The sequence below is a fragment of the Pseudomonas sp. USHLN015 genome (genome assembly GCF_037153275.1).
GTDB classification, from domain to species: Bacteria; Pseudomonadota; Gammaproteobacteria; order Pseudomonadales; family Pseudomonadaceae; genus Metapseudomonas; species Metapseudomonas tohonis.
In genome coordinates, this window is record NZ_JBBCKP010000012.1 from 160268 (window position 1) to 181558 (window position 21291).

Annotated in this window: 26 protein-coding genes, 1 tRNA gene and 1 pseudogene; 8 read left to right on the forward strand and 20 right to left on the reverse strand. The window is 65.4% G+C overall.

The features are described from left to right. Positions 1 to 2 precede the first annotated feature (2 nt). From WFQ67_RS24545 to WFQ67_RS24555, 3 genes are all read right to left on the reverse strand, one after another. Entirely contained in the window at positions 3 to 860 is an 858-nt protein-coding gene (locus WFQ67_RS24545; protein WP_337058451.1) for a MurR/RpiR family transcriptional regulator, read from the reverse strand. Then, entirely contained in the window at positions 860 to 2212 is a 1353-nt protein-coding gene (locus WFQ67_RS24550) for a GntT/GntP/DsdX family permease (RefSeq protein WP_337058452.1), read from the reverse strand. The genes WFQ67_RS24545 and WFQ67_RS24550 overlap by 1 nt, the downstream gene beginning before the upstream one ends. Before the next feature lie 82 nt (positions 2213 to 2294). Continuing rightward, entirely contained in the window at positions 2295 to 3566 is a 1272-nt protein-coding gene (locus WFQ67_RS24555) for an amino acid deaminase (protein WP_337058453.1), read from the reverse strand. Positions 3567 to 3958: 392 nt separating this feature from the next. Here WFQ67_RS24555 and WFQ67_RS24560 point away from each other — a divergent pair, with 392 nt between their 5' ends. Further along, positions 3959 to 4453 (forward strand): hypothetical protein, encoded by a 495-nt coding sequence (locus tag WFQ67_RS24560; RefSeq protein ID WP_337058454.1) that lies wholly within the window; start codon positions 3959 to 3961, stop codon positions 4451 to 4453. A 3-nt stretch (positions 4454 to 4456) separates the two neighbouring features. On the opposite strand, the gene WFQ67_RS24565 is transcribed toward WFQ67_RS24560, so the two are convergent. From WFQ67_RS24565 to WFQ67_RS24575, 3 genes are all read right to left on the reverse strand, one after another. Next, complete coding sequence (locus WFQ67_RS24565; protein WP_337058455.1) at positions 4457 to 4828, reverse strand: glutaredoxin family protein; 372 nt, start codon at positions 4826 to 4828, stop codon at positions 4457 to 4459. Positions 4829 to 4894: 66 nt separating this feature from the next. Continuing rightward, on the reverse strand, positions 4895 to 5155 hold the full coding sequence (locus WFQ67_RS24570) for a hypothetical protein (RefSeq protein ID WP_111264131.1): 261 nt from the start codon (positions 5153 to 5155) through the stop codon (positions 4895 to 4897). A gap of 15 nt (positions 5156 to 5170) precedes the next feature. Further along, positions 5171 to 5395 (reverse strand): hypothetical protein, encoded by a 225-nt coding sequence (locus WFQ67_RS24575; RefSeq protein ID WP_213629297.1) that lies wholly within the window; start codon positions 5393 to 5395, stop codon positions 5171 to 5173. A 334-nt stretch (positions 5396 to 5729) separates the two neighbouring features. Here WFQ67_RS24575 and WFQ67_RS24580 point away from each other — a divergent pair, with 334 nt between their 5' ends. Continuing rightward, positions 5730 to 6452 (forward strand): amidotransferase, encoded by a 723-nt coding sequence (locus tag WFQ67_RS24580; RefSeq protein ID WP_173178395.1) that lies wholly within the window; start codon positions 5730 to 5732, stop codon positions 6450 to 6452. Positions 6453 to 6521: 69 nt separating this feature from the next. On the opposite strand, the gene WFQ67_RS24585 is transcribed toward WFQ67_RS24580, so the two are convergent. Continuing rightward, a complete protein-coding gene (locus WFQ67_RS24585; protein WP_173178396.1) occupies positions 6522 to 7493 on the reverse strand; it encodes a magnesium and cobalt transport protein CorA in 972 nt (323 codons plus the stop codon). A 189-nt stretch (positions 7494 to 7682) separates the two neighbouring features. Between WFQ67_RS24585 and WFQ67_RS24590 the strand changes: the two genes are divergently transcribed. Then, positions 7683 to 8552: an alpha/beta fold hydrolase gene (locus WFQ67_RS24590; protein WP_213629298.1), complete on the forward strand. Its 870-nt coding sequence runs from the start codon at positions 7683 to 7685 to the stop codon at positions 8550 to 8552. 68 nt (positions 8553 to 8620) lie between these two features. Here WFQ67_RS24590 and WFQ67_RS24595 read toward each other — a convergent pair whose 3' ends face one another. From WFQ67_RS24595 to WFQ67_RS24610, 5 genes and pseudogenes are all read right to left on the reverse strand, one after another. Next, positions 8621 to 9340, reverse strand: coding sequence for a lysophospholipid acyltransferase family protein (locus WFQ67_RS24595; protein WP_111264136.1), 720 nt, complete (start codon positions 9338 to 9340; stop codon positions 8621 to 8623). Between the two features lie 69 nt (positions 9341 to 9409). Then, entirely contained in the window at positions 9410 to 10261 is an 852-nt protein-coding gene (locus WFQ67_RS24600; RefSeq protein WP_213629299.1) for a substrate-binding periplasmic protein, read from the reverse strand. A 48-nt stretch (positions 10262 to 10309) separates the two neighbouring features. After that, on the reverse strand, positions 10310 to 11137 hold the full coding sequence (locus WFQ67_RS30525) for a methyl-accepting chemotaxis protein (protein ID WP_373874767.1): 828 nt from the start codon (positions 11135 to 11137) through the stop codon (positions 10310 to 10312). Between the two features lie 30 nt (positions 11138 to 11167). Next, positions 11168 to 12193: pseudogene (locus WFQ67_RS30530) on the reverse strand (HAMP domain-containing protein); the annotation flags it as partial. A gap of 222 nt (positions 12194 to 12415) precedes the next feature. Further along, complete coding sequence (locus tag WFQ67_RS24610) at positions 12416 to 13105, reverse strand: crotonase/enoyl-CoA hydratase family protein (RefSeq protein WP_213629301.1); 690 nt, start codon at positions 13103 to 13105, stop codon at positions 12416 to 12418. 200 nt (positions 13106 to 13305) lie between these two features. On the opposite strand from WFQ67_RS24610, the gene WFQ67_RS24615 reads away from it, so the two are divergent. Continuing rightward, the gene (locus tag WFQ67_RS24615) at positions 13306 to 13524 is read left to right on the forward strand and encodes a hypothetical protein (RefSeq protein WP_213629302.1); all 219 of its coding nucleotides are present in this window, start codon (positions 13306 to 13308) and stop codon (positions 13522 to 13524) included. Positions 13525 to 13617: 93 nt separating this feature from the next. Then, positions 13618 to 13707, forward strand: a tRNA-Ser gene (locus tag WFQ67_RS24620). Between the two features lie 260 nt (positions 13708 to 13967). Here WFQ67_RS24620 and WFQ67_RS24625 read toward each other — a convergent pair. The 4 genes from WFQ67_RS24625 to WFQ67_RS24640 all read right to left on the reverse strand — a co-directional run bounded on the left by WFQ67_RS24625 (position 13968) and on the right by WFQ67_RS24640 (position 16005). After that, positions 13968 to 14312, reverse strand: coding sequence for a hypothetical protein (locus WFQ67_RS24625; RefSeq protein WP_213629303.1), 345 nt, complete (start codon positions 14310 to 14312; stop codon positions 13968 to 13970). Beyond that, positions 14309 to 14656: a DUF3592 domain-containing protein gene (locus WFQ67_RS24630; RefSeq protein WP_213629304.1), complete on the reverse strand. Its 348-nt coding sequence runs from the start codon at positions 14654 to 14656 to the stop codon at positions 14309 to 14311. The genes WFQ67_RS24625 and WFQ67_RS24630 overlap by 4 nt, the downstream gene beginning before the upstream one ends. A gap of 291 nt (positions 14657 to 14947) precedes the next feature. Next, on the reverse strand, positions 14948 to 15364 hold the full coding sequence (locus tag WFQ67_RS24635) for a hypothetical protein (RefSeq protein WP_337058457.1): 417 nt from the start codon (positions 15362 to 15364) through the stop codon (positions 14948 to 14950). Between the two features lie 29 nt (positions 15365 to 15393). Further along, entirely contained in the window at positions 15394 to 16005 is a 612-nt protein-coding gene (locus WFQ67_RS24640) for a hypothetical protein (RefSeq protein ID WP_337058458.1), read from the reverse strand. Between the two features lie 313 nt (positions 16006 to 16318). On the opposite strand from WFQ67_RS24640, the gene WFQ67_RS24645 reads away from it, so the two are divergent. Next, positions 16319 to 16885, forward strand: coding sequence for a DUF4124 domain-containing protein (locus WFQ67_RS24645; RefSeq protein WP_337058459.1), 567 nt, complete (start codon positions 16319 to 16321; stop codon positions 16883 to 16885). A 75-nt stretch (positions 16886 to 16960) separates the two neighbouring features. Here WFQ67_RS24645 and WFQ67_RS24650 read toward each other — a convergent pair whose 3' ends face one another. The 3 genes from WFQ67_RS24650 to WFQ67_RS24660 form a co-directional block, all read right to left on the reverse strand. Beyond that, positions 16961 to 18040 (reverse strand): hypothetical protein, encoded by a 1080-nt coding sequence (locus WFQ67_RS24650; RefSeq protein ID WP_173178404.1) that lies wholly within the window; start codon positions 18038 to 18040, stop codon positions 16961 to 16963. A 169-nt stretch (positions 18041 to 18209) separates the two neighbouring features. Then, positions 18210 to 19208 (reverse strand): hypothetical protein, encoded by a 999-nt coding sequence (locus WFQ67_RS24655; protein WP_337058460.1) that lies wholly within the window; start codon positions 19206 to 19208, stop codon positions 18210 to 18212. Positions 19209 to 19401: 193 nt separating this feature from the next. Further along, positions 19402 to 19719 (reverse strand): hypothetical protein, encoded by a 318-nt coding sequence (locus WFQ67_RS24660; RefSeq protein ID WP_337058461.1) that lies wholly within the window; start codon positions 19717 to 19719, stop codon positions 19402 to 19404. A 336-nt stretch (positions 19720 to 20055) separates the two neighbouring features. Here WFQ67_RS24660 and WFQ67_RS24665 point away from each other — a divergent pair, with 336 nt between their 5' ends. Continuing rightward, positions 20056 to 20523, forward strand: a complete 468-nt coding sequence (locus WFQ67_RS24665) for a hypothetical protein (protein ID WP_213629311.1) — start codon at positions 20056 to 20058, stop codon at positions 20521 to 20523. 76 nt (positions 20524 to 20599) lie between these two features. Here WFQ67_RS24665 and WFQ67_RS24670 read toward each other — a convergent pair whose 3' ends face one another. Next, positions 20600 to 20821 carry a hypothetical protein gene (locus tag WFQ67_RS24670; RefSeq protein ID WP_213629313.1) on the reverse strand — a complete coding sequence of 74 codons (222 nt, stop codon included), beginning with the start codon at positions 20819 to 20821 and terminating at the stop codon, positions 20600 to 20602. Between the two features lie 181 nt (positions 20822 to 21002). On the opposite strand from WFQ67_RS24670, the gene WFQ67_RS24675 reads away from it, so the two are divergent. After that, the gene (locus tag WFQ67_RS24675; RefSeq protein ID WP_111264147.1) at positions 21003 to 21221 is read left to right on the forward strand and encodes a hypothetical protein; all 219 of its coding nucleotides are present in this window, start codon (positions 21003 to 21005) and stop codon (positions 21219 to 21221) included. Positions 21222 to 21291: the final 70 nt, after the last annotated feature.

A 21291-nucleotide genomic window follows, 5' to 3' on the forward strand; every position in this document is an offset into this window, starting at 1 on the left:
CTTCAGTCCCCCAGTGGTAGTCGGTCGCCGTCCTGGCGGTATTCGTCCAGCGCCAGCTTCACCCGGCGCAGGAGTTCCTGGCTGGCATCGACCTTGCGCAAGGCGAGCTCCGTGGCGAGGAGGTCGATGACCAGCAGCATCCCGTAGCGGGCAGCCGTCGGTTTGTGGATGAAGTCGGTTTCATCGAGGTGCAGCCCGAGCACCACGTCCGCCAGCGGGGCCAGTGGCCCGTCGGCCCGGGTGAGGGCGAGGATCCGGGCGCCATAGGCTCGCGCCAGGCGCAGGATGTCCGGCATGCCCGGGAGCGCGCCGGTGAGGGAGAGGACGATGAGCACGTCGTCCTCCGTGCAGGTCGAGGCGACCATGCGCATCAGCACCGGGTCGTGGTAGCTGGAAACCGGATAGCCCAGCCGTACCAGGCGATACTGCACCTCCATCGAGAACAGCGTGGAGCAGCCGCCCATGCCGAAGGCGTGAAGGCGTCGCGCGCCGGCCAGCAGGTCGACGGCGGCTTCCAGGCGTGCCTCGTCGAGCCCGTCGAGGTGGCGACGCAGGCTGGTTTCGATGTCCGCCAGGATCTGCCCGTGGAAGGGCGAGACCGGCTTCGGTGCTCCCCCCAGGAAGCGATGCCCGACCCGGGACGCGCGGGCCAGCTTCAGGCGCAGGTCGCGCAGGTCGTCGCAATCCATCAGCCTTGCGAAGCGCGACATCGCCGCCTTGCTCACGCCGGCCTTGCTGGCCAATTGGTCGATGCTGGCCGCCGCGGCGAAGGCGACGTCGTCCAGCACCGCTTCGGCGATGCGTGCCGCGTTGCCGCTCAGCGTTTCCCGGCGGCTGCGGATGAGGTACAGGATGTCCATCAGAGGATCAGCGCCAGGCCGCCGGTGAGCAGCAGGGCGACCAGCGAGATCAGCGTTTCCAGGACCGTCCAGGTCTGCAGGGTCTGGAGCACGGACAGGTTGAAGTACTCCTTGATCAGCCAGAAGCCGCCATCGTTGACGTGGGAGAGGATCAGCGAGCCCGCGCCCGTGCTCAGCACCAGCAGCTCCGGATGGGGATAGCCGCCGGCCAGGGCGATGGGCGCGACGATGCCGGCGGCGGTGGTCATGGCGACGGTGGCCGAGCCGGTGGCGATGCGCATGAGCGCGGCGACCAGCCACCCCAGCAGCAGGGGCGACAACTCGAAGCGCGACGACAGGGCGACGATCTCGGTGGTGATGCCGGTCTCCATGAGGATGCGATTGAGGCCGCCACCGGTCCCCACCAGCAGGGTGATGGCGGCGGTGGGGGCCAGGCATTCGGTGCTGAACTTCAGGATCGCGTCACGGTTGAAGCCTCGCGCCAGCCCCAGGCTCCAGAAGCTGAAGAGGGTGGCGATCAGCAGGGCGACCACCGAGTTGCCGATGAACGAGAGAACCTGGTTGAGCCCGCTGCCCCGGGTGCTCAGCGCATCGGCCCAGCCTCCGAGCAGCATCAGCGCCACCGGCAGCAGGATGGTGCCGAGGGTGATGCCGAAGCCCGGCAGCGAAGCGGATGAGCCCTCGGAGCGGAGCAGCTGTTCGCCGATGGGGTTGTGGGCGGGCAGCTGGATGTGCGGTGCCACCAGCCGGGTGAAGACCGGGCCGGCGATCGCGGCGGTGGGCACGCCCACCAGGATGGCGTAGAGCACGGTCCTGCCCACCTGCGCGGAGTATTCGCCCACCGCCAGCATGGCGGCGGGGTGGGGTGGAACCAGCCCGTGGACCACTGACAGCCCGGCCACCATGGGCAGGCCGGTCATCAGGATCGACACGCCGACCTGGCGGGCCACCGTGAAGGCGATGGGCACCAGCAGCACGAAGCCCACCTCGAAGAACAGCGGCAGGCCGCACAGGAAGGCGATGGCCGCCATGGCCCAATGCGCATTGCGTTCGCCGAAACGGGCGATCAGGGTCTGCGCGATGCGTTCCGCACCCCCGGACTCGGCCATCATCTTGCCGAGCATGGTGCCCAGGGCTACCACCAGCGCGATGTGGCCGAGCGTCCGGCCTACCCCGGCCTCGTAGGCGGTCATGATCTCCTGGGGCGGCATCCCGGCGGAGAGGGCGAGCCCCATGGAGACCAGGGTGATGACGATGAAGGGGTTGAGACGGTAACGCGCGATCAGCAGCACCAGGGCGATGATGGCGATCAGGGCATGGATCAGCAGGTGACTGCCGGCAGTGGCGGGCATCGTGTCCTCCTCGTCGAGGCAAAGGCCGACCGTCCCGCTCGCAGGGGGCGGGGTCGGCTCGTCATGGGAAAGGGGAGTTGGGCTAGAAGAAGGTTTCCACGGCGCCCCGGACGCGGTAGTCGTCATCCACCAGCAGCAACTGGCGCCATTTGTCGAAGGTCAGGCAGGGATGGGAGATGTCGAAAGCCAGCAGGTCGCCCACCTGCAGGTCGGCGTCGGGGGGCGTTTCCATGAAGGCGTGCTGGTCCATCATCCGCGTGAGCCTCCAGGCAGCGGGCGCGACCGTTGGCCGGGCCCCTTCGCCAGGGCGGTGGTGCAGCGCCGGCAGGGGCATGCCCGCATCGAACGCGGCGTCGCGCTTGCCCAGGCCCACGATCGCCAGGCCCCGTTCGGGCAGGGCCTGCACGTGGGCCCAGAGCTGCAGCGCCGGGAGCAGGCTGCTGCCCATCTCCCTGGCCACGGCGTTGCTGGCGTGAATGCGCCGGGCCGCCTCGCGGTAGACGCCTTCGTCATGCGTCAGGTAGCAGCCCGGGCGCAGCACCACCTGCAGCGGCCTGCCGATGTCCTGGCCGCCGAAGGTCTCCGCTACCACGTCGAACCAGGCGGAACCGGCGCCGGAGAGAATCACCTCGGGTTCGCCGAAGCGGTCTTCGCTGGCCAGTCGGCGGGTGCGTTCCAGCACATGGCCGAGCAGCTGGCGGACCTGATGCTCCTCCTGCAGCACGCCCTCGTAGACTTCGCAGCCCACCAGGCTGATCGCCTGGGGCCAGCGCGCGATGGCGGCCAGCACCTCGGCTTCCTGGGCGGCATCCCGGACGCCGGTGCGCCCACCCTGCGCACCGAACTCCAGCAGCACCCGCAGGCGCTGGCCGGCGTCGCCGAAAAAGCGCCCCAGTGCCTCGACGTTGGCAGCGGATTCCACCAGGCAACAGAAGCTGAAGCCCGGGTCGCGGAGCAGGCGCGAGATGATCGCCATGTTGGCCTTGCCCACCAGCTGGTTGGCCATCAACACGCGGCGCACGCCGTGGTTGCGTGCGGCCCGTACCTGGGGCGCGGTGGCCAGGGTGATGCCCCAGGCGCCGTGTTCCAGCTGCCGGTGGAACAGCGCCGGGCTCATGGTGGTCTTGCCGTGCGGCGCCAGTTGCACGCCATAGGCCTGGATGAACCGGCTCATCCAGGCGAGGTTGTGTTCGATGCGGCTCTGGCGCAGCACGGCGACCGGCAGGCTGACTTCGTCGGCGAGGATGTCCCAGCCGTATTCGCCCACGCGCTCCACCAAGGCTCCATCCGGAGCGTGGCCGAGGCCCTTGCCGTTGGGGTCGAGCAGTCGTCGTTGAAACTTGTTTTCAGCCATCAGGTGTTCCTCCCAGGTCCGTTGAAAACAAGTATCACCCCCTTCGCGGTCTTGGCCATGTGGCCGAGAACGGGCCTGCGCCGTGCCTCCATAGGCCCGTGAACGCCGGCCAGCCGGCGGCATGGCTGGCCTCGCCACGATTCCTCGCATGGGTTTCGGTCTTTCCGACCCGGTGGGGTCAGCTTTCGTGGGGGTATGGCAGCCGCGTACGGCACCTGCACGGGAAAAGGGTGCCTGGCCCGAGGACCGTTGCCGACTCCTGAGTCGCCTGGCGCCATGACGGTGGCTGGCGCGCAGGGGGCGTCGACGACCTGCCCGGCATTTTTGGGCTGAACACACGTGCACCGGGCGAGGTCAACCCTGGGTCATGCCCAATGAACCTGGAGGTTGCTATGAGACGGCTGAATCTTCCGTTGCTGCTGTTGGTCGGGGCCGTTTCCACGGCGGTGCTGGCCGATGACGAAGACCTGACCCTGGAGCAGGAACGCGATCAGATCGGCGCCAACATGGAGGCGGAGCGCAAGGGCGAGCAACCGGCGCTGAACAATTCCGGCGTTCCGTCTTCGGCGGCGACGCCAGGGGCCGGTTCCGGAAGCTCGGTGGGGTCGCCGACCACCACCACGGGGAATCCCACCACCGGGCAGGGCGTGCCGACCAACGCCCCCGGCAACCCCACGACGGGGCAAGGCGGTTCGACGGCATTGCCGGGTACCTCCACCGCCGTGCCGGGCAGTTCCACGGCGCGACCGGGCGCCTCGACGTCGGGGCAGGGCACATCCACCGTCGCGCCCGGCGCGCCGACCACCGGCCAGGGCCGTTCGACCACGGGGTCGGGGGCAGCAGGTGGGGCAGCGGGTGGTGCCGGGGGAGCGGGCGGCGGTAACTGAGGGTCAGGCCTGGGCGAAGCGGCTTTCGAGGTAGCGGATGATGTCGTTGGACTCGTACATCCAGCGGCTTTCACCGTTTTCGTCGATGCGCAGGCAGGGCACCTTGATCTTGCCGCCGCCGGCCAGCAGGGCCGCGCGATGGGCTTCGTCGTTCCTGGCATCGCGCATCTGGATGGGCAGGTCGAGGCGGTGCAGGGTGCGGCGGGTCTTCACGCAGAAGGGGCAGGCGTGGAACTGATAGAGCGCGAGGCCGGCGGTTTCTTCCTCGACCCGGGCCTGCGCCTCGGCGCTGCGGCGCAGTTTGCGCGGGCGGGTGATGAAATCGATGAAGAGGATCAACTGACCCAGGCCGATGCGTAATGCCTTGATGAACACTGTCGGGAACCTTGCTGCGGAAAACGGGCCGGCAGTCTACCCGATGCGCGGCGCGGCGACCGGCTTTCACGCCAACCGGTCGCGGCAGCAGGTGAGCGACTCCATGACGAAGGCGGTGGGCAGCTGGAACTGCCGGCGGATCGGCGGGCTGCCGAGTTCGCCCTTCAGGGCCACTTCATTGGCCAACTGGCGGTCGAGTTCGTGGCGGGCCTCGATGTTCTTGGCCACGCCGCCCACCGAGCCGTGCCCATACCCCATCAGCGAAAAGCCATTGGTCATCAGCGCCAGGCCGGCGAGCAGGAGCAATCGTTTGCGTTGTGCCTTCATGGCGCTGTCGCTCCTTCAGCCGCTCTGCCGTCCGCTGACCGCCTTCTGGCTCATCAGCATCGCCGGCACGCTCTGGCTGAGCTGCTGGTAGAAGTCCATGGAGCCGTCCACCGAGCTGACGCCGACGCGGGCCTTCTCGTAGCTGAAACTCACCACCAGCAGTAGGGAGATGGCGATGGTGTAGAGCCCGAGCGAAGCCAGGGCGCCGTTGCGTGCGTATTTGAGGGTGAGGTTGCTCATGGTGCGTTCCCGCTGCTGCTGCTTGGTGGAGTGGGCACAGCTTCGCGAAAACGGATTCGATAGAAAAACGGATACCAGGCATTTCAACTATCGATGAAACCAATGGGTTGCGGCTCGCACGTAAAATTTTATTGACGTGCCACGCAAGTGCCTGATGGGCAAGGAGATAGGCGGCAGGACCGCTGGATCAAAGGGCTGCACAGGGGTTCTCTATCCCGCTGTCAGTCGGCCTCCATGGCGCCTCGCTGTAGGCGCTATTTCCTTATGAGGGCGCCTGTGTTAAATAAATCGCACACTTTGCGCGTCTCCCTCTCATCGCTTCAGGAAGTCCTTCATGCCGTTACGTATCTGCATCCTGGAAACCGACATCCTCCGTCCCGAACTGATCGACCAGTACCAGGGCTACGGGAAGATGTTCGAGCAGCTGTTCGCCAAGCAGCCGATCGAGGCCCAGTTCAGCGTCTACAACGTGGTGGAGGGCAACTACCCGCCGGCCGGGGAGCGCTTCGACGCCTACCTGGTCACCGGCAGCAAGGCCGATTCGTTCGGCGACGATCCGTGGATCCAGACCCTGCGCACCTACCTGCTGGAGCGCTTCGAGAACGGTGACAAGCTGCTGGGCGTGTGCTTCGGCCACCAGCTCCTGGCGCTGCTGCTGGGCGGTCGCACCGAGCGTGCGACCCAGGGCTGGGGTGTCGGCACCCACGCCTACCGCATCGCCGAACAGCCGGCCTGGATGAGCCCGGCGCTGGACCAGCTGACCCTGCTGATCAGCCACCAGGACCAGGTCACCCAGCTGCCGGAGAACGCGACCCTGATCGCCTCCAGCGACTTCTGCCCGAACGCCGCCTACGCCATCGGCGACCAGGTGCTGTGCTTCCAGGGCCACCCGGAATTCATCCACGACTACTCGCGCGCGCTGCTGGACATCCGCCAGCAGTTCCTCGGCGAGGAGATCTACGGCAAGGGCGTCGCCAGCCTGGACAAGCAGCACCAGGGCGCCACGGTGGCGGAGTGGATGATGCGCTTCGTCGCCCAGGGTCGCGACGCGGCCTGATCGTTTCGCGGCATGAAAAAGCCCGCCTGATGGCGGGCTTTTTCGTTGGGGCACGGCGCGGCGGGGGGGCTAGAGCCAGCCCGAGCGCTTGAAGCTGGCGAACAGCCCGGTGCAGCCGACGGCGATGAAGCCGAGCACGCCGAAGTAGCCGTAGTGCCAGGTCAGCTCCGGCATGTTCTGGAAGTTCATCCCGTAGATGCCGGCCACGGCGGTGGGGAAGGCGAGGATGGCCGCCCAGGCGGCGAACTTTCGCTGCACCACGCTCTGGCGCGAGGACTCCAGCAGCAGGCCGATCTCGATGGCGTGGTCGGCCATCTCGCGCAGCGCGGTGAGGTCCTCCAGCAGGCGGTTGACGTGGATGGCGATGTCGCGGAAGTAGGGCCGCATGTTCTTGTCGATGAAGGGGAAGTCCAGGCGTTGCAGCTCCTGGCAGATCTCCGCCAGCGGGCCGATGTAGCGGCGCAGGCGCAGCAGGTCGCGGCGCACGCCCTGGATGTGTTCGACGTCGGCCTGGCTCAGGGGCCGGTCGAGCACCAGTTGCTCCAGGGCCTCCAGCTCGCCGTGGTAGCTGTCCATCAGCGGGCGGTAGTTCTCGATGACGAAGGCCAGCAGCGCATAGAGCACGAAGTCCTCGCCGTGTTCCAGCAGCAGCGGGCGTGCTTCGCAGCGCTGGCGGACCTGGGAGTAGGGCGCCGATTCGCCGTAGCGGGCGCTGATCACGTAGCCGGTGCCGGCGAACAGCTGGGTTTCGACGAAGGTCAGGCCGGCGTCGGTGCGCACCGGCGAGTAGAGCACCAGAAACAGCGCGTCGCCGAAGGTCTCGAGTTTCGGCCGGGTGTGGCGCACCAGGGCGTCTTCGAGCGCCAGTTCGTGCAGGTCGAACTGGCGCTGCAGGTTGGTCAGCTCTTCGGCGCCCGGGTCATGCAGGCCGATCCAGACGAAGTGGCCCGGCTTCTTCGCCCACTCCTTGCCCTGGTCGAGGCTGATGTCGGTGATCTTCTTGCCCTTGGCGTAGACGGCGGCGGCTACCACATGGCCCATGCGTTGTTTTTCCTTGTTCGGCGGGTGAGCGGCGGTGAGCTTAACCCGCCCCTGCCTGAGAGTGTCGACGGCTGCGGGGAGTTCTTCCACAAAGGCGGGCACTTCTGCCGAATTACCGGCTGGGTAATGGTGCGGACCGGGCGCTTGTTCTAGATTCGGCGACTCCCGCTCAGAACAAGGAAAACAGGCGTGAACGAGGCCTTCCCATTCGCCGCTGGCACCTTCGACTGCCCGGTGACCCTCTACCCGGGGCAGCCGGGCGCACCTGCGCTGGTGGTGCTGCCCGCCATGGGCGTGGCGGCGCGCAAGTACGAGGCGCTGGCCCAGGTGCTGGTGGCTGCCGGCTGCAATGTGCTGGTGGCCGACTGGCCTGGGCAGGCCACCAGCCTGCCGCGCCCGGATCGTCGCCATGACTATGGCTACCGTGAACTGGTGGAGGACTTCGTGCCCACGCTGCTGGCCCTGGCCGGGCGGCATTTCACCGGGAGCCGCCAGGTGCTGCTGGGGCACAGCCTGGGCGGGCATGTCGCCGCGCTCTATGCCGCTGCCAACCCGGATGCCGAGGTGACGGTGGTCGGCGTCGCCTGCGGCAACATCCATTATCGCCACTGGCGCGGTCGCAAGCGCCTGATGACGCCGACGGTGGCACTGGCCTTCAACCTGATGACGGCGGTGCTCGGCTACCTGCCGGGGCCGCGCATCGGCTTCGGCGGCCATGAGGCTCGCCGCCTGATAAGAGAGTGGGGGCGGGTCGCCTTCACCGGCGATTTCCGCCACGTCGGGTTGCCGCTCGCAGCGCCGGGGGACGTCGGCGTCACCTCGCTCTTCGTCACCATCGAGGGCGACAACTTCTCGCCGGAGGCGTCGACCCTCGGCCTGGCCGCGCTGATCCAGGCGCCGCCCCGCGTGCAGCGCCTGCCATCGCCGCGCCCGCCCCACGAGAACCCCCACAGCGCCTGGTTGCGCGCGCCGGGCTCGGTGGCGGAGTTCGTGCTGGGCTGGCTGGTGGAGCGGGGCGTTTTGATTGCCCGGCATCAGGCTTCGAACCGCGTGGGCTGAAGCCCAGCCTACGGAGTCGCAACGAAAAAGCCCGGCATCGAGCCGGGCTTTTTCATGGGGCGGTGCGATCAGGCCTGGGCCAGTTCACGGTCCATGGCGTTGATGCAGTCGAGCATCTTCTGCCGGCATTCCTCGATCAGCATGGGCAGGTCGTCCAGGCTCAGGCCGACGGTGGGGATGGCGGGCAGGGCGCGGATGATCACCTTGCCGCTGTTCCAGCTGTTCAGGCGCATCTGCTTGACGTAGTTGCTGACGCACACCGGGATGATCGGTACGCCGGCGGCGATGGCCATCTGGAAGGCGCCGCGCTTGAACTGCAGCAGCTCTTCGCCGAGGTTGCGGGTGCCTTCGGGGAAGACCCAGATGGAGGTGTCCTTGTTGCGCAGCGTTTCGGTGGTGGTGAGCATCGCGTCGCGGGCCTTGCGCGCATTGCCACGGTCGATCAGCACGTTGCCGGCGAGCCAGTAGAGCTGGCCGAAGAAGGGCACCCACTTGAGGCTCTTCTTGCCGATGCTGACGGTGCGCGGCGGCACCACGCGGCCGAGCACGTAGAGGTCGTAGTTGGACTGGTGGTTGGCGATGATCACACAGGCCTTGTCGTGCTCCAGCAGCGCCACGTCGGTCTTCACCTTCAGGCGCAGGATGCGCAGCGCCGGCAAGGAGTAGAGGCGGGCGCAGAGACGGCTATTGTCCGGGTTGAACGGGCGGCAGATGCCGAGCAGCAAACCGGCGATGCCGGCGACGATGAAGTGCAGGCCCATTAGAACCATGCGCGGGAGGAAAAGCATCGGGGTCGCCCAGTCAGACAAAAGGCGCGCAGTGTACGGGTGTGCACTTTATTGGGCAATTGCTGCCGGTCAGGGGGTTGTAACCTTTTCTGTGCCGCTGGCCGTGGCTGGGAGGAATTCCGGCGAGGCATACCGCTCGGCGAGGCGATCGAGCGTGCCGTTGGCCTGAACCTTGGCCAGTGCCGTATCGAAGCGCTGCATGAAGTCGGCGCGGTAGGGGTAGGCCGCCGCATTGAGGCGGGTGAAGCCCAGGTGGCCGCGCTCGCTGGCCAGGACCGGGCCTTCCACCAGGCTGGCGGCCTCTTCCTCGGTGATGCTGCCGTCCTCGCGCATCTGCTGCAGCTCCCAGAGGATCGACAGGCGATCGTTGATATAGACATCGATGCGCTGGTGCAGCAGCTTGAGCAGGTTGGTGCGATTGTCGCGGGCGTAGGACTGGTCGATCTCGCCGGCCTCCACCATCTCGCGGTAGCGCTGGGAATTGACCGTGACGAAGCCGCTGTTGAGGCCCACGCGCAGCCCGGCGTAGGCGCTGGGGAAGTCGTCGAAATGCCGGGTGCCGGCCAGCCCCGGGCGGATGAACACCGCCAGGCTCTCTTCCATGATCGGCCGCGAGTATTCCATCCAGGGGCGTTCGTCCGGGCGGTAGTAGGGCGGGTAGAGGGCGAAGGCGTTGCCCTTGGCCACTTCCGCCAGCCCGCGCGGCCAGGGCACAGGCCGGATGGTCACCTTGTAGCCGGGCATCAGGGCGAAGACGCTGCGCAGGATGTCGGTGTAGAGCCCCTTGGCCTCGCCTTTTACCTCGTAGCTGTAGGGCGGGTAGCCCGAGTCGCAGAGGATGGTGACCTCGATGGGCGTTTGCGCCTGGGCACGGCACAGGGCCGTGGCGCAGAGCAGGGCCACCAGCAGAAATGCACGCATGGCATGCCTCCCGTAAAGCAGCCGCGCGTCTTGCGCGGCCTGCCCGGGTCAGATCTTGAAGCGGCTGAGCAACCTGTCCTGCTGGCCGACCTGTTCCACCATCACCGCGCATTGGCGCACCTGTTGCTCGGCGCCGCCGGCGACCTCGTGGCTGATGTCGCGGATATTGGTGGTGTTGCGGTTGATCTCTTCGGTGGTGGCGCTCTGTTGCTCGGCGGCGGTGGCGATCTGCAGGTTCATGTCGTTGATGCGGTTGATGGCATCGCGGATGCGCCCGAGCATGTCGTTGGCGGCGCCGGCATCGTCGGCGGTCTTGCTGGCGGTGTCGCGGCTCTGCTGCATGCGCTGCTCGGCCTGGCGTACGCCGGTCTGCAGCTGGTCGATCATCTGGCGGATTTCCTGGGTCGACTGCTGGGTGCGCGAGGCGAGGGAGCGTACCTCGTCGGCCACCACCGCGAACCCACGGCCTGACTCGCCGGCCCGCGCGGCCTCGATGGCGGCATTGAGGGCGAGCAGGTTGGTCTGGTCGGCGATGCTGGTGATCACCGAGAGGATGGATTCGATGCTCTGGCTGAGCTTGGCCAACTCGTTGATGGCCTGGCCGGTGTCGTCCATCTCGTTGGCGAGCTGCTTGATCGCCTCGGTGGAGCGGGAGACCACGGTGACGCCGTTCTCGGTCTCCTCGTTGGCGGCCAGCGCGGCCTGGGCGGCAGCCTGGGCGTTGCGTGCGACCTCCTCGGCGGTGGAGGCCATCTCCTGCATGGCGGTGGCCAACTGGTCCAGCTCCATCAGTTGCACCTGCAGGCGGTTGGCTGCCTGTCCGGCTTCGTTGGAGGTGAGGTCGGTGCTGCCGCGCACCTGCCTGGAGCTGCCCATCACGTCGCCGATCAGGGTCTGCAGGTTCTGCAGGAAGCTGTTGAATTCGCGTGCCACCAGGGAGATTTCATCGTTGCCGGCGGCGGGCAGGCGCTTGGTCAGGTCGCCCTGGCCGCTGTTGATCTCGTGCAGCGAATCGCCCAGTGCGTCCAGCGGGCGCAGCAGGCTCTTCATCAGTACGCCGAGCAGCACCAGGCTGATGACCACGCCCAGCACGGTGCCGATCACGGCGCGCCAGCTGAGGGCATTGGCTTCGGCCATCACCTTGCCCTGGTCGAGCACGACGCCGATGTACCAGTCCATGCCCTTGAGGTTGGGCAGCGGGGTGAAGGACACCAGCAGTTGCTGGTCGCCGGTATCGACCTCCTGCAGTTCCTTGTTCAGGGCCGGGCTCTTGCCGCCGAACAGCTCGCTGTAGGGCTTGCCGTTCAGCTTGGTGTCGGGGTGGGAAATGATGTTGCCGTTGCGGCTGAGCAGGAAGGCGTAGCCGGCGCCGTTGAAGTCCAGTGTATTGACCGCGTCGGCCACGGTCTTGAGGCGGATGTCGCCGCCCATCACGCCGAGGAACTTGCCGGCGTCGGTGATGCGGGCGACGGCGGAGATGAGGATCTCGCCGGTGGTGGAGTCGACGTAGGGCTCGGTGAGCACGGCCTGGCTGCCGGCCTTGCCGGTGGCGTACCAGGGGCGCTGGCGGCCGTCCCAGTCGGGCTTGGGCTGCCAGGATGGGTCGTTCTTGATCGGCTTGCCGTCGGCTTCGAGGGAGCCGAAGACGAGGATGAATTCATTCTTCAGCATCGAGGAGTCGACCACGCGCTGGGTTTCCTCGGGGCTGTACTTGCTGTCGATGGTCTGGGCCATCAGGTCCATCAGGCGCAGCTTGGCGTTGAGCCAGTTCTCGATCTGGCGGGCCAGGGCATTGCTGGATTCGGAGATGCTCGATTCGGCCTGGACGCGAAGGGTGCTGCGAACCTGGCTGACCTGGGCCAGGGACAGGAGCGCGGTGGTGAGGAAGAGTACGGCTGCGGCGGCAAGGCTGACCTTGTGGGCAATCTTCATACGGAGCTCCTGGCGATTGATATGCCTGATGCCTTCCGTCCGTGCCTGGCGTCATGGCTTAAAAGTAATACAGCTTTTCGAGCTTGTCCGAAGCAAAGTGCCATCATCTGTCGGAAATTCTTGCAGCTCGTCTGGGGAGGGAGTCTAGGCGGCTGCAGCGAGGCGGGAGGCGGAAATGAAAAAGCCCGGCGCGGAGCCGGGCTTTCGACAGCGACGATGCGATCAGAGCGGGTGCTGCTTGTCCTGCTCGATGGCGGCATCCAGGGTCTCGAGCAGCGCCTTGCGCACCTTGAGCTTGGTGTTCCTGTGGGCGGTGGAGTTGATCTTCTTCATCTGCTGGGCGACGGCCTGGGCAGTGGCCAGCAGTTCTTCGGCAGGCACGACCTTGTCGAGGAAGCCGGCTTCCAGGGCACCTTTGGGGTCGAACATCTCGCCATTGATCACCGAGCGGTGGAAGGCCGCCTTGGTCAGGCGGTCACGCGCCAGTTCGATGCCGACGTGGTGCATGGTCATGCCGATCAGCACTTCGTTCAGGCCGATGCTGAACGGGCCGTCGACGCCGATGCGGTAGTCCGCCGACAGCAGCAGGAAGGCACCCTTGGCCACGGCATGGCCGGAGCAGGCGACGATGATCGGGTAGGGGTGGGCGAGCATGCGGCGCGCCAGGGTGGAGCCGGCGGCGACCAGGTTGACGGCGTTCTGCGGGCCGGAGGTCATCACCTTGAGGTCGTAGCCACCGGAGAGGATGCCCGGCTGGCCGGTGAGGATGACGATGGCGCGGTCCTGCTCGGCGCGGTCGAGCGCGGCGTTGAAGGCGGCGATCACGTCCGGGGAAATCGCGTTCACCTTGCCGTTGGCAAGGGTGAGGGTGGCGATGCCGTCTTCGAATTGGTAGGAGATCAGCTCACTCATGGCAGGGGTCCTTGTTGTGGAATGGGGCAGACGTTACTCACGCGCACGGGGCAGGTAAAGCGCTTTGGCTGACTGGCAAGTCAGGCGCACCGGGCCCTTGCTCCTTATAAGGCGCGCTCTATGGCGACGATGCGGACTGCCAATTGGGCGCTGCGCACGCCAGCCGATAACCTCGCCGCCATCGCCTGAAGGAGCTCCCCATGGACCGACCCGCCCATATCGCCAGCATCATCCTCGCCGTCGTCCTGCTGCTCGGCTCGCTGTTCCTGGCCAACAGCGCGGTGCTGCAGAATCCTGCCGGTGTGCTGCTCCTGTTCGTCGCTGGAGTATTCGTTTCCTTCGGCTTCATCTTCTTCGGCAGCCTCAAATTCGACGACTACCGCCAGGGCCAGGACAGCGACTCGACCCGCTCTTCATAAGCGCATGAAAATTCTCAAAAAAATATTTGCATTCCGGAAAACACTCCACTAAATTAGCGCACCTCGACGGGGCTGACGCCTCGTAGAGATCCCGGTGAGGTGTCCGAGCGGTTGAAGGAGCACGCCTGGAAAGTGTGTATACGGGAAACCGTATCGTGGGTTCGAATCCCACCCTCACCGCCACTTTCCGATTCAAGCAAACCCCTGATATTCCTAGTGAAGTCAGGGGTTTTTGCTTTCTAGCGGTTTCGTTCAGGACCATTTTAGGACCAGAACACCGTATTCCAGTCCTGCTCAGGACGCCCCCTGAAACCTGTCATCTCGAAAGTTGCTGCCGCCAGGCTCCTGATTGGGATTGAGAGTGGCTAAAGCGAGCGGATGGCCGTCGGGCCTCTGCGCCTGGAGTACGCCGCTACTTTATGGTTGCGAGCGGGCGCTGCGTATCACTGGCATCCCGGTTTTGGCAGCTGGTCACAGGTGATGGGGTCCTGCCCTGGAAATCCGTAGCTGTACTCCCCGATGATGTCCCTGTCTTCAACGGTGATGTTGAGGTAGGTGCCATCCGCGCAGACCCAGCCACCAGACAGGAACCATGCGTTCCCCATCACTACGCCCCCATCCATTTCGCCAAGGTGGTCCAGGCGGTGAAAGGAGGTCTGGCCGAGCTTGAGCTCGGAAATCAGGGATGGCGTGATACGGCACTGCTCCGGCTCGGTAGCGCATCCGGGGAGGAGGATTGCCATCAGTGCGGGCCAAACATGAGCAAGGCGCCTTGTGTTCACCTTCATAGCTTCAATCCATCCCATCCCGGGGTTGTGATCATTGCATCCTGAGGGAACTGGGGATCGTACTTCACCTTCACGGAAGTGCCCGGCTTGTTCTGGCTAAGGGTTCCGTCGAGGGTCCGTCTTTTGACTTCTCTGATTCCGACGTCCGAGTACGTGTGGCCATCAACGGTATAGGAGACGTTGATCTTCACGACGTAAGAGGAGCCGCCGTTCTGGGGCTTGTGCGTGATCGTCGTGATTGTTCCGGTGGTTTCGGGCCAGCTCTGGTGGATGAGTATCTGCTTGACGCAAAAGTAGGCGAATGCGGCGAAGGCCGCGACCTTGAGGATCGTTCCCAGCTTCATTGTGTTCTTCCTTGAATCGACGTCTTCGGCTGCCCGGGCCTTGGCTGATGTCGCGCAACTCTACTGGCAGTGCGGCGTGTCGGCAAATGTCCGGAAACCGGCTGATGATGAGGTTGGCAAAGGCGCTGGATTCTCAGGGCTCAGAATGAAAAAGCCCCGCATTGGCGGGGCACTCTGCATCCGACTGGCACGTCAGGTTGCTCGTGAGCTGTGCAATGCCAGTGGTTTCGCCTTTCCGCGTCCGAGATAACCTGGTGCCGATTCCGGAGGGAAGCCTGTGAGTTCGGCCACTCAAGGCGGCCCGAACTCGATCTGGGCGCAGCCGTGGGACAGCAGCATCTGCCCGTCGTCGGCCTCGAAGGCGGTGATGGTCTTCGACTTGTCGACCGTGATCGTGATGATGCAGCGGTTGGGGTGGTGGACGTTGTCCCAGTAGTTGGTGGTGACGATGACGTTGCCTTGCTGCTCCGACGAGGTGCCCACCACTTCGTTCCGGTAGTAGGACGTGTCGCTGTACCAGCTGAGCACGACCTCACCGGTGCCGGTGGGGTTCATCTGGTCCGGCTTGCCGAAGAAGTTGATGGCCTCCTCGGCGGAGCGGCCCTTCCATTGGCTGGCGGCGTAGAGCTCGGGGAGCGTGTCCATCTGGATGCAGCCACCGAGTGCCAGCAGCAGGCAGGCCAGGGCGAGTATCCGTAGCGTTTTCATTTGTCTGTCTCCTGGGGCCTGGCTTCCCGTCACTGATTGGCGGGCTTGTTGCCCAGGAGGAGGTCGAGGTCGCGCAGCACGCCCTGGCTGCTGTTCTTCACAGCGTTGGGGCCGTGGTTCTCTTCATAGGCGCTCGGGCGGGTGATGCCCCACATCTTGGTGCGGGTGACGGTGGCGAGGACGTCGGCGGTGGTGTTGCCGAGGCGCATCATCGCGTTGGATTCGCGCTCGTCGGGTTTACAGGCGAAGTCGTAGGAGCGGTCGACCCAGCTCTGCGGGACCGGTTTCCAGCCTTGTGGTGCCGGCAGGGACGAGGCGGTGGCGGAGCGGTTATAGGCGGTGACGGCGTTGACCTTCAGCAGGCGCTTCTTGCACTGGAACTGCAGGTCGTAAGCGACGAAATCGGGGGCGTCGGCGGTTTCGAATATCTGCACGACGGTGACGGAGCGGGCGGGTTCTGCCTGGCCGGATTCCATCTTGACTTCGGTGACGGAGGCGCCGTCGGCGTAGAAGAGGTCACGGTTGGGCTGGTCCCCGGTGCCGAAGATCACCCACCAGTCGGCGGCCATCGCCGTTTGCTGGACCTGGATCAGCAGCAGTGCCAGCGATGCGCCCAGTACGACTTTGTTCTTGAGGTTCATGCGTGTCTTCCATGGAGGGCCGCTCGGCAACTGGAGAGGCCAGTCCCTTGCACGGCAAAGCGCGGACGTTAGCGAGTGCCCGTTGCGACTTGAATAGGGCGCATGAGCTAGTGGCGCGGTGCCGTCAGGCAGGTTGTGCGCCCTGTCGCAACCTGCCTGTGGCGCAGTGCCGGTTTTTTCGTGTGGGGTCATTGCTGCATGGGTTGCCGGTGGGTGACACAAACCGGAAACTGCCTTGCCTGCTCGGGCATGTTCGGTTTCAGTCATGGGCGCCGGTCGGCGCTTCACTCATGGGTATATCGGGAGCTGCATTGTGGTTTCAGGGAAATGGCTGGCGGTGCTCGCCGCGGTGATGGTGTTGCCGGGGCTGCCGGTGGTGGCGGGTGCGCAGATCTACAAATGGGTGGATGCCGACGGCAAGGTGCAGTTCGGCAGCGTGCCGCCGCCGAGCGGGGCGGAGCAGATCAAGGGGGCGGCTGCATCCCCGGCCGAGAAGGCGCCCGAGGCGGCTGCGAAGCCGACCACCGATGCCGCGCCTGCAGAGCCTTCGGCCTTCAAGAGCGCCGATATCGTCGGGCGCTGGTACATGAAGAACGATGAAGAAACGCTGGACTGGACCTTCAAGGCCGATGGCGGCTTCGCCGGCACCCTGGTTGACAGCATGGGAACCGGGCGCTCGGCCGGGACCTGGGAGCTGAAGGGCGACACGTTGCGGGTGGTGACCCGCAACACCTTCAAGGACAGCTTCTCGGGCGGTGGGGAGCGCGAGGCTACCGAGCGTTCCGAGTACACCCTGCTCGGTGTCGAGGCGGGCAGCCTGAAGCTGCTGCCGGACCAGTCGCTGTTCAAGCGGCCGCCGTACACCTTCATCAAGCGCTGATCTTCGCGTGCATGAAAAAGCCCCCGGGAGTCGAGGACTCCAGGGGGCTTTTGCGTTTCAGGGCCAGCCGTTGGCTCAGCGCTTGAGCACGTAGGTCTCGCCCCAGATGCTTTCATCCTTGATCGGCTTGGCGTTGAGCTTGACCGGGCGGTACTGCAGGTTGGCCAGGGCCTTGCTCATCTTCATGTAGCCGTACTTGGACGGGTCGCTGGCGCCGCGGAATTCCTGCAGGCCGGTGGGGATGCGCACCATATAGAGGGCGGAGAGTTCGCAATCGAGCTTGTCGTTGGCCACGCGCCGGCAGTCCTTTTCCTCGAAGCCGACGTTGGGGGCCTCGGGGTAGAAACCGTCGACCACGATGGCTTCGCCGGGAGCGACGTCGAAGGAGGCGAAGGCCTTCTTCAGTTCGCTGTGGGCCTCGACGCTGGCCACCTTGCGCTCGTTGATGTCGGCGACCCAACCACCCGCCGAGGTCTGGCGTGTGACGTCGTAGGAGCTGGTTCCCCAGCTCACGCATTCGCCGCTGACCACACGCACGGCGGCGCAATAGTTCTGGTTCACCGTATCGGTCTGGTATTGCGGGTCCTGCCAGCGCTGGCCCCGGTCGAATTCGCTGAATTCCTTCTCCACCAGGGTGACCTTGCCCAGGGGTGAGGGCGCGATGTCGCGGTTGGCCTGGGGATTGGGCGTGGTAGTGCGCGGCGAGTTGTAGAGGCTGCCGACCAGGTCGTAATGGCCGGGCTCGACGATGTAGATCTGGTACAGCGTGCGGCCGAACACCGTCTGGTAGTGGGAGCCGTGGACGCCGATCTTCTCGGCCTTCATGTTGTTGCCCACATAGAGGATGCGCTGGGGGTTGGCGCTGTTTCGCCAGACCGCGGTGCCGGTGCGCAGCTTCTCGAAACGCACCGAATCGTCGTTGTTCTCGAAGTTGTACTGCTGGCTGTCGAGGTTGACGGTGGTGGTGACGACTATCGCCATGCCACTGGCCATCGCCGCCTCGAACAGGTCGTCGGTGGCGGCGTGCAGCTGGCGTGCCTGGGCTTCGACGTCCTGTTCGTACTGGCGCTGCTGGTCGATCAGCGAGGGCGGTGGGACGCAGCCGCCGAGCAGTGCCAGGCCGAGCAGGCTGAGGCAGGGGAGTCCTTTGTTCATGAGGCGTTCCTTCTGGATGCGGGCCTGGAGTCCCGATAGGAGAGGGGATTCGAGGCGGCCAAGCATAGCGGCGGTGCCAGCCACGTTACGCCAACCGGCTCACGCTTGGTCGCCGACTAGTACATCCGTACTAGGGAATGGCCCCCGGCCGAAGCCGGGAGCGCGAGGTTTACAACGGCTTGATGGTGCCGAGCCGGTCATTGATGACGAAGGAGCGGTTGGCACTGTCGACCACGGTGATCTCGGCGCCGGCCACGCCATCGCGGTCGGCGACGGCATAGATGGCGTAGGTCCCGGAGACGGTGTAGTCCTTGGCCTGGCCGATGCGCTGGTGCACCACGCGGACCTTGCCCGGCAGTGCCAGGATGACTTCCTGTCCCGGCTGGCCATCGGTGTCGGCGAGGGTGCCGTGGACGTTCCAGTTGGAGCCGGTGCCGCCGGGGTAGCTGCTGAGTACGGCCGTCTGCACGCCGCCGGTGATCACCAGCAGGCTGCTGCTGGAGCGCGCCACCAGTTCGTTGCCCGGCGCGCCGTCGAGGTCGGCGGCGGTGATGACGCTGGTGACGCCGTCGGTGGGGAACTCGCGGCCGGCCTGCAGGCTGTAGTCGTACAGGCGCAGGCTGGTGCCGGCGGTGTAGGCGAGGGTGGCGTAGGGCAGGGTGCCGAGGTTGTAGGCGCCCTGGTATTGCCAGGTGCCGGTGATGCCGTCGGTGACGTTGCGCTTGGTGCGGTTGAGGTTGGAGATCAGCACCAGGGCGTTGCCGGTGCGGACGATCACCTCGTCGCCCTGGCCGCCGTCCAGCTGGGCGGTGCCGACCACGTCGAAGAGGGTGTTGCCGATGCTGTATTTGCGCACGTCGTTGAGCGCGTGGTTGACGATGGCCACGTCGGGGCCGGCCTTCACCACCAGCTCGGCACCGGGCTGGCTGTCGGTGTTGGCCGCGGTGGCGAGGGTCCAGGTGACGTTGCCGAAGTTGTAGCTGCGCTCCAGGGCGCCGGCGGCGTTGCGTACCTCCAGCACGCCGGTGCCGCGATAGACGCTTTCCAGCGTGCCGTCGCCGTTGAGGTCCCATTTGCCGAGCAGTTCGGCGGCGAGGGCATTGAGGGTGAATCCCTGGGCGCCGAGCAATCCGGCGCCGGCCAGTATCAGCTTCGCTAGCTTTTTCATCTCTCAGTCCTTTTCCTTGATGAGTCGGTCGGGAGTCTGACCGGCGCCCAGCAGAGCACAGGGCGGGAAGGCTGGAAATGATAGCAATGAGGCGCTAGGGGTTCCCCCTAGGCGGGCGGGTGCTGGAGCGGTTGCGGCAGTTTGGCGCGGGGGCATCGCCAGGCGGGTGCGCTGGCGATGGGAGGCGGGGTTCTTACCAGTACAGGGTCACGCGGGTGTCGCCCTGGGCGTCGCCGGTCACCTGGGTCACGGGCTTGTCGGCGAGGGTCTCGCTGTGGCCGTTGGCGTGCTCGGTGCGCACCTGGTATTCACCGCCCTGGGAGCAGGATTGACGGGTCACGCTGTAGGAGCGCGAGCGGGCGTCATAGCCGCTGTCGACTGCGCAGGCGCTGGATATCGTCAAGCTGACGCCCAGGTTGCCCGTGGCTTGGCCGGCATTGCTGGTGGTGGAGAAGAAAGCACTGGTGATCAGTAACGCTGCGAAGATGGAGCACTTGAAGGCCGTACTCATTCCGACTGCTCGACGGTGAAGCCGACGGTGATCGGCCTTCCTGGTCGAGTCACTACGAATCAGCTTGGATTGCTTTCCCTGGATGGATTGAACGCTGCGTTGCAGGGGGCGCTACGCCAGCAGGTTCGCCGTGAACTTGGCGCCAATTGTAAGGTGATGGCCACGTGATGGCTAGCTCAACTCTTAGCCATTTGTCGGCAATCTCTTACATGGTCTAGGGGTTGCCCCTAGAACACCCTACGCCCTCTTGGTGGGGCCGCAACTCTTGCGTCGCGCCCTCTGTCTAACGAGGGCACGTGCTATAAACCTAGGGTTTGAAGCCACTGGAGATGGACAATGAGCGACAACAACAACCTCGCCAAGCAGGAGCCTGCGGGCCTCGCCGAATACGACCTGAGCAAGGCGAAGGACTTCGAGTGGACGGGCCGCAGCATGGACTGGTTCCTGCAGATGCTGGTGCGCCAGGCCAACGACCTCGGTGTGGAGGTCGGCATCACCCTGACCATCGGCGCGGGGATGATCAGCGGCACGCTCATCTCCGTCGAGAGCTACTTTGCCCAGTTCGCCGACGAGTACGCCAACTCCTGGCCGCAGGAGGGGCGGGAGGACATTCGCGCCACCTTCGCCAACCTGGGCGTGATGACCAAGACCACCGGCGACGACCCGAAACTGCTGCCGCCGCAATACATCCACCTGAAGAACGTCAACGTCCATGCCGCCGGCGGCCTGACCTGCACCGGCCTGACACTGTGGCGCGGCACGCTCGCCTCGGTGACCGGGTTCAACCTTGGCACCCTGAGCTGACCTTCACGTCCGACGTCGCGCAACCCCCGACCCGTGACCCAGAGGAGCCCCGGTATTCGTCCGGGGCTTCCTGCTTTCAGTACTTGCGCCGCACCGCGACATCGGTGATGCCCTTCTCGGCGGTCATGCGCAGGTAGTCGCTGTTGTTCCTCGGCTCCCCGGTGAAGGGGATGCCGTGTTTCTCCATCAGCAGGCCATAGATGTCGGAGCTGGACGGCTGGTAATCCACCTCGACCATGAAGGCGCGCGGGGTGCCGTTTTCCTTGTAGATGATCTCGTAGCGGTTGTGGCCCTTCATGTCTTCCTCCTTGCCGGGTGTCCTTGCCAATAGACGGGCAGGGCGGGAATTGGTTTTGCCGATTTTCCCGGGCGGTCCACGGGCGTGATCGTGAACGTCCATAAGCACTATCGAGACGACTGATTTCAAAGCGGCGCGGCGCGCCAATAAAGTTGGCTCCAACAGATTGAAGGAGGCAGCCATGCCGCATATCGACATCATGTCCGTCGTTGGAAGTGCAGTTCCCGAGGCGCTGCGTGCGCAGGGGCATCTGGCCTGCTGGTTCGTGATGATCGACGGCCAGTGCAAATCCGGTCCCTACACCACCCTGGACATGGCCTGCGCAAGCAAGGCGATCTGGGAGTTGGAAATGGCCAAGATGGCCAAGCGACACAAGGGTTTCCTGGCCATGGCCGCCTGAGTTTTCCAGCGCCTGCTCCGGCGCATTTTGGCAGCGTGGGGCTGCCCGTTTATTCCTGGTGCCCATCCCG